A 7,220-nucleotide genomic window follows, 5' to 3' on the forward strand; every position below is an offset into this window, starting at 1 on the left:
CCCCTTCCGACATCCTTTGACTCCCCCGGTGACACACATGACGGTCGATAGCTCCCTCTCCGAACGCGTCGCGCAGCACCTGCGCTCGCGGCTGGAGACCTCCGCGCACCACACCCTCACGCCCCAGGAGCAGACGGTCCTGGACAAGGAGGGGCTGCGCGCCTTCCTCATCAAGCAGGTCCTGTCGAAGAAGTTCCGCAAGTGGTCCGTGGACGCGGACACGCAGCAGAACATCGCCAGGGTGGTGGACGCGGCCCTGAAGACGCAGCAGCCGCTGAGCTTCGTGTTGCCCATGGGCGGCTACAAGATCTGGCGCATCCCGTCGTCACCCGAGGTGGACTGGGCGGAGTTCTTCGGCATCGCCCACATCCTTCAGTACCTGAGCAGCATCGCGGCCGGGTACGCGCCGGGCGTGCACATGCAGTTCTTCATGTACACGTTCCTGCCCCAGCGCCACGACAACATGAGCGAGGCGTCCATCGAGCGCTACGTGGCGTCCTTCCAGGCGCTGCTGGACGCATTCGGCCGGCACCTGCCGCCCAACGTGAAGCTCTCCATCGTCCGGGACGCGGCCTTCTACAGCCGCGAGGAGTACTTCGGCCTGCTGGACGAGCGCTACGAGATGATGGCGATGGGCTTCAACGACTTCCCCGCCAAGCAGCGCGACACGTTCCTCAACTGGGCCCGGCAGAACATCCAGTGGAACGGGGCGGAGGACTGGACCGGGCTGAGCGAGGAGCAGAAGGAGGAGAAGATCCTCCGGGGCGCCATCTACGAGGTCGTCGGCATCTACACCGTGGAGAAGACCGCCGAGTTCATCATGGGCGGCGAGCGCATCGTCCTCTTCGTGTCGCAGGGCACCAACAGCGTGGGCATTGGCAGCACGAAGGCGTCGCGCGCGAAGTTCTGGGTGGGCACGGGCATCCTGGAGGACCGCGCCGGCGCCTTCTATGACCTGGTGCTGACGCCCAGCCAGTGGGAGCGCACCCAGGACGTGCCGCGCACGGTGCTGCCCTCGGACCTGCTGCCCCTCAAGAACCTGGGCAGCGTCCAGGTGGTGCACCAGCCGCTGGACTTCTCCCTCGCCGCCGACGCCACCCCGGCCAGGACGGGCTGAAGCAAGCCGCCCCTCCGCCGCGCCGCGACTCCCGACGCCCTCACCTTCCGTACGAGACGACCCACCATGAGCCGGACCGGAACTGAAATCGCCATCATCGGCATCGCGGGGCACTACCCGCGCTCCGCCCGCGTGCAGGACTTCTGGCGCCAGGTGCGGGAGGGCACGGAGCTCGTCTCGTTCTTCACGCCGGAGGAGCTGCTCGCGAAGGGCGTGCCGGCCGAGCAGGTGAAGCACCCGAAGTTCGTGCGGGCCGCCGCGTTCCTGGAGGACATGGAGCGCTTCGACGCGGCGTTCTTCGGCATCCCGCCGCGCGAGGCCGCGCTGCTGGACCCGCAGCACCGCCACTTCCTGGAGTGCGCGTGGGAGGCGCTGGAGGACGCGGGCTACAACCCCCAGGGCGTGCCGGGCCGCGTGGGCGTCTACGCGGGCGCGGCGATGGACACGTACCTGCTCTACAACCTGATGCGGAACCCCGTGGCGCTGGCCACGGATCCGCTCCAGCTCCAGCTGGCCAACGACAAGGACTACCTGACGACGCGGGTGTCCTACAAACTCAACCTCCGCGGCCCCAGCCACCTGGTGCAGTCCGCCTGTTCCTCGTCGCTCGTGGCGACCCACGTCGCGTGTCAGGCGCTGCTCAACGAGGAGTGTGACGTGGCGCTCGTGGGCGGCGCGTCGGTGCTGGTGCACACCCGGCACGGCTACCAGCACACGGACGGCGGCGTGGCGTCCGTGGACGGGCACTGCCGCAGCTTCGACGCGGACGCGTCCGGCACCCTCTTCGGCAGCGGCGTGGGGTGCGTGGTGCTCAAGCCCCTGGACCGCGCGCTGGCGGACGGGGACACGGTGCACGCCATCATCCTGGGCACCGCCATCAACAACGACGGCAGCCAGAAGGTGGGCTTCACCGCGCCCAGCCTGGAGGGCGTGTCGGAGGTGGTGCAGGAGGCGCTCGCCAACGCGGGCGTGGAGCCGGACACCATCGGCTACGTGGAGGCCCACGGCACCGCGACGCGGCTGGGCGACCCCATCGAGCTCCAGGGCCTGACGCGCGCGTGGCGCCGGTCCACGAAGCGCAAGCAGTTCTGCGCGCTCGGGTCGGTGAAGTCCAACGTGGGCCACCTGGACGCGGCGTCGGGCGTGACGGGGCTCATCAAGGTGGCGCTCGCGCTGCGCGACCGGGTCCTGCCCCCCAGCCTGCACTTCCAGCGCCCCAACCCGGCGCTGGAGCTGCCGGACAGCCCCTTCTTCGTCAACGACCGGCCCCGCGTCTGGGAGGCCCCGGCCCACGACGCGCCCCGGCGCGCCGCCGTGTCCTCGCTGGGCATCGGCGGGACGAACGCACACGTCATCCTGGAGGAGCCCCCGCGCGAGCAGGCCGCGCCGGCCGACGAGCCGTACCAGCTGCTGCCCTTGAGCGCGCGCAGCCCCGGCGCCCTGGGACGGGCCACCGAGCGGCTCGCGGCCCACCTGGAGGAGCAGCCGGAGCTGTCGCTCGCGGACGCGGCGTACACGCTGCAGACGGGCCGCCAGCACTTCGCGCACCGCCGCTTCACCGTCGCGCGCGACGGGCAGGACGCGCTCGCGGCGCTCTCCACCCCGGAGCGGATGCCCACGCGGCAGCAGGCCGCGGGCCGGCCCCCGGTGGCGTTCCTGTTCTCCGGCCAGGGCTCGCAGTACGCGGGCATGGCCGCCCACCTGCACCGCCGGGAGCCGGTGTTCCGCGAGCACTTCGACAGGTGCGCGGAGCGCGTGCGCGCGCTGCGGGGCGTGGACCTGCGCGTCCTGGTGCTGGAGGGCGGCGCGGAGTCCGACGCGCGGCTGAAGGCCACCGAGTGGGCCCAGCCCGCCCTCTTCGCGGTGGAGTACGCGATGGCGCGCCTGCTCATGGCCTGGGGCGTGCGCCCCGCCGTGCTGCTGGGCCACAGCCTGGGGGAGTACGTCGCCGCGTGTCTGGCCGGGGTGTTCTCGCTGGAGGACGCGCTGGCGCTGGTGTGCGAGCGCGGCCGGCTGATGGGAAGCCTGCCCGCGGGCGCGATGAGCGCCGTGCCGCTTTCGGAGGAAACGCTCACGCCCCTGCTGGGCGCGGACCTGGCGCTGGCCGCGGTGAACGCGCCCGGCCGCTGCGTGGTGGCGGGGCCCACCCAGGCGGTGGAGGCGTTCGAGCGGACCCTGGAGGCGCGAGGGCAGAAGGCGCGGCGGCTGCACACCTCGCACGCGTTCCACTCCGCGATGATGGACCCCATCCTGGAGCCGTTCACCCGCGCGGTGCGCGCGGTGAAGCTCCAGGCGCCCCAGGTGGAGGTCCTCTCCAACCTCACCGGCGCGCCGCTGACGGCGGCGGAGGCCACGGACCCCGCGTACTGGGCGCGGCACCTGCGCGGCGCGGTGCGCTTCTCCCAGGGGGTCCGCGCGCTGCTGTCGCGGCAGGACCTGGTCGCGCTGGAGGTGGGCCCGGGCAACGCGCTGACGACGTTCGCGCTCCAGCACCCGGAGCGGGCCCCGGGCGTCGTCGTGGCGCCCACCCTGCCCCATGCCCTGGAGCGCGAGCGCGGCGTGCCGGTGCTGCTGGAGGCGGTGGGGCGCGCGTGGCTGTCGGGCGTGGACGTGGATTGGACGGCCTTCCAGAAGCGGGCGCGGCGGCGGCGCGTGTCGCTGCCCACCTACCCCTTCGAGCGGCAGCGTCACTGGCTGGAGCCCATGCCTGGCGCGGGCGGCCCGCCGCCGGGCGGCTCCGCGCCGGTCCCGACGCCGGAGGACTCCGGAGCGCAGGACACGGGCGCCTCCGCCGGGGCGCTCGCGGAGGCGGGGACCGTCAGCGCGCCGCCGCGCGACGCGCTGGAGCAGGAGCTGAGCGAGCTGTGGGGGCGCCTGCTCGGCTTCGAGCAGGTGGGCATCCACGACGACTTCTTCGAGCTGGGAGGCGACTCCGTCATCGGCCTCCAGGTGCTGGGCGCCCTGCGTTCGCGCTGGGGTGACGCGCTGGCGGTGCGGGACCTCTTCGAGGCGCCCACGGTGGCCCGCTTCGCGCAGCGCCTGCGCGAGCGGGTGCGGCCCCAGGCGCCCTCCCCGTCGCCGTCCATGCCCGCGCTGCCCGCGCTGGACGTGGGCCCGCGCGAGGGCCCCGCGCCGCTGTCGTTCGCGCAGCAGCGCCTGTGGTTCCTGGATCAGCTCTCGCCCGGCTCCGCCACCTACAACCTGCCCGCCGTCCTCCGGGTGGAGGGCGCGCTGGACGTGGAGGCGCTGCGCCGCGCCCTGGACGCGCTCGTGCGGCGCCATGAAGCGCTGCGGACCACCTTCCCGCTGGAGGGCGACCAGGCCGTCCAGTCCATCCATCCCCCCGCGCCGGTGCCGCTGACGCTCGTGGACCTGGGGGCGCGGCCGGACGGCGACGCCGAGGCGCACCGCCGGGTGCTGGAGGAGCTGGGGCGCCCGTTCGACCTGGCGCGCGGGCCGCTCCTGCGCGCGACGCTGCTGCGCCTGGACGGCGCGCGGCACGTGCTGGCGCTGGTGATGCACCACATCGTCTCCGACGGGTGGTCCATGGGCGTCCTCGTGCGCGAGCTGGCGGCGCTCTACCTGGGCTTCCGCGCCGGGGGCGTCCCGGAGCTGCCCGCGCTGCCGGTGCAGGCCGCGGACTGGGCGCTGTGGCAGCGCCGCTGGCTGGGCGCGAACGACGCGCTGGCCGCGCAGCTGGACTGGTGGCGGCAGGAGCTGACCGGCGCGCCGGCCGCGCTGGAGCTGCCCACGGACTTCCCGCGCCCCCCCGTCCAGTCCTTCCAGGGCGCCACCGTCCCGCTGCACCTGCCGCCGCCGCTGGCGGAGGCCGTGAAGGAGCGGGCGCGCCAGCAGGGGGCCACGCCTTTCATGGTGCTGCTGGCCGCCTGGTACGCGCTGCTGCACCGCTACAGCGGCCAGGACGACATCGTCGTCGGCTCGCCCATCGCCGGGCGCCGCTTCCCGGAACTCGAAGGGCTCATCGGCTTCTTCGTCAACACCCTGGCGCTGCGGGCCCGGCCCGGCCAGGCCGCCTCCTTCCGCGCGCTGGTGGACGCCGTGCGCGACACCACGCTGGGCGCCTACGCGCACCAGGACGTCCCCTTCGAGCGCCTGGTGGAGGAGCTCCAGCCCGCGCGTGACGCGGGCCGCCCCCCGCTGTTCCAGGTCTTCTTCGCGCAGCAGAACGCCCCGCAGGGCGCGCTGGAGGTCCCCGGCCTGAAGCTGGCGCCCGTGGACCTGGACCCGGGCACCGCGAAGTTCGACCTGGAGGTGTCGCTCATCCCCGCGCCGGACGGCTTCCGCGGCACGCTCACCTACAGCACCGGCCTGTACACGGCCGCCACCGCCGAGCGCCTCGCGGGCCACCTGCGCGTGCTGCTGGAGGGCGCGCTGGCCACCCCCGACGCGCCGCTCGCCACGCTGCCCTGGCTGTCCCCCGCCGAGCGGGCGCAGGTGCTGGAGGGCTTCAACGCGACGGACGCGGACTACCCCGCGGACACGTGCCTGCACACGCTGGTGGAGCGCCAGGCCGCGCTGCGCCCGGACGCGGTGGCCGTGGAGTCCGGGGACGAGCGCCTCACCTACGCCGGGCTGGAGGCGGAGGCCAACCGGCTGGCGCACCACCTGCGCTCGCTGGGGGTGGGGCCGGACGTGCCGGTCGCGCTGTGCCTGGAGCGCACGCCCGCGCTGGTGGTGACGCTGCTGGCCATCCTCAAGGCCGGCGGCGCCTACGTGCCGCTGGACGCGTCCTACCCCGCCCAGCGCCTGGAGCACATGCTGGAGGACTCCGGCGCCCGGGTGCTCGTCACCACGCGGGAGCTGGACGCGAAGCTGCCCCCCGCGCGCGACGTGCGCCGCGTCCACGCGGAGGACCGCGCGGCCTGGGCGGGCCTGCCCGCGACGCCGCCGGCTCCGGGGGTGGGCGCCCGCAACCTGGCCTACATCGTCTTCACCTCCGGCAGCACCGGGCGGCCCAAGGGCGTCGCGGTGGAGCACCGCAGCCTCCAGCGGCTGCTGCACGCGCCGCGCTACGCGCACCTGGGCCCGGAGGAGACCTTCCTGCTCATCGCGCCGGTGTCCTTCGACGCGTCCGTGCTGGAGCTGTGGGGGCCGCTGGCCTTCGGAGGCCGGCTGGTGCTGTTCCCCGCGGGCGGCTCGCCCAGCGACCTGGACCTGCTGGCGGACGTGCTGGTGCGCCACCAGGTCACCACGCTGCACCTGACCGCGGGCCTGTTCTCCCAGGTGGTGGACCTGCGGCCGGACTGCCTGGGCGGGCTGCGCCAGCTGCTCACCGGCGGCGACGTCGTCTCCGCGCCGCACGTGCGCCGGGTGCTGGAGGCGCGGGGCCTGCCGGTCACCGCGTGCTACGGCCCCACCGAGGCCACCCTCTTCACGTCATGCTTCCGGATGACGCGGCCGGAGCAGCCCGGGGACGCGGTGCCCATCGGGCAGCCCCTCTCCAACACGCGCGTGTACCTGCTGGACGCGGGGCTGCGGCCCGTGCCGGTGGGCGTGCCGGGCGAGCTGTTCGTCGGCGGGCCCGGCGTGGCGCGCGGCTACGTGGGCCGGCCGGAGCTCACGGCGGAGCGCTTCGTGCCGGACCCGTTCAGCCCCGGGGCGGGCGGCCGGCTCTACCGCACCGGCGACCAGGCCCGCTGGCGCGCGGAGGGCGTGCTGGAGTTCCTGGGCCGCGCGGACCAGCAGGTGAAGGTGCGCGGCTTCCGCGTCGAACTGGCGGAGGTGGAGGCCGCGCTGCGCTCGGGTCCGGGCGTGCGCGAGGCGGTGGCCGTGGTGCGCGAGGACGCGCCCGGAGACAAGCGCCTGGTGGGCTACGTCGTCGCGCCCGAGGGCGACCTGTCCGTCCTGCGCGCGCACCTGCAGCGGCGGCTGCCCGAGTACATGGTGCCCTCCGCGCTCGTCCCGCTGGAGGCGCTGCCGCTCACCGCCAACGCCAAGGTGGACCGCAAGGCCCTGCCCGCGCCGGGAGACGCCCCCGCGTCGCACGCCTTCGTCGCCCCGCGCACGCCCACCGAGGCGCGCATGGCCGCGCTGCTCGCGGAGGTGCTGGGCGTGCCCCGGCTGGGCGCGACGGACGACTTCT

General features: G+C 74.4%; 2 protein-coding genes. Both read left to right on the plus strand.

Annotated features, from left to right (window positions below; genetic code table 11):
* The first annotated feature begins 37 nt into the window (after positions 1 to 37).
* The gene (locus tag JYK02_RS34275; protein ID WP_207057131.1) at positions 38 to 1,117 is read left to right on the plus strand and encodes a hypothetical protein; all 1,080 of its coding nucleotides are present in this window, start codon (positions 38 to 40) and stop codon (positions 1,115 to 1,117) included.
* Between the two features lie 66 nt (positions 1,118 to 1,183).
* Positions 1,184 to 7,220: non-ribosomal peptide synthetase/type I polyketide synthase (locus tag JYK02_RS34280; RefSeq protein ID WP_207057132.1), on the plus strand; the 6,037-nt coding region annotated here is incomplete at its 3' end.

Origin of the sequence: Corallococcus macrosporus (assembly GCF_017302985.1) — a bacterium.
Taxonomy (GTDB): Bacteria; Myxococcota; Myxococcia; order Myxococcales; family Myxococcaceae; genus Corallococcus; species Corallococcus macrosporus_A.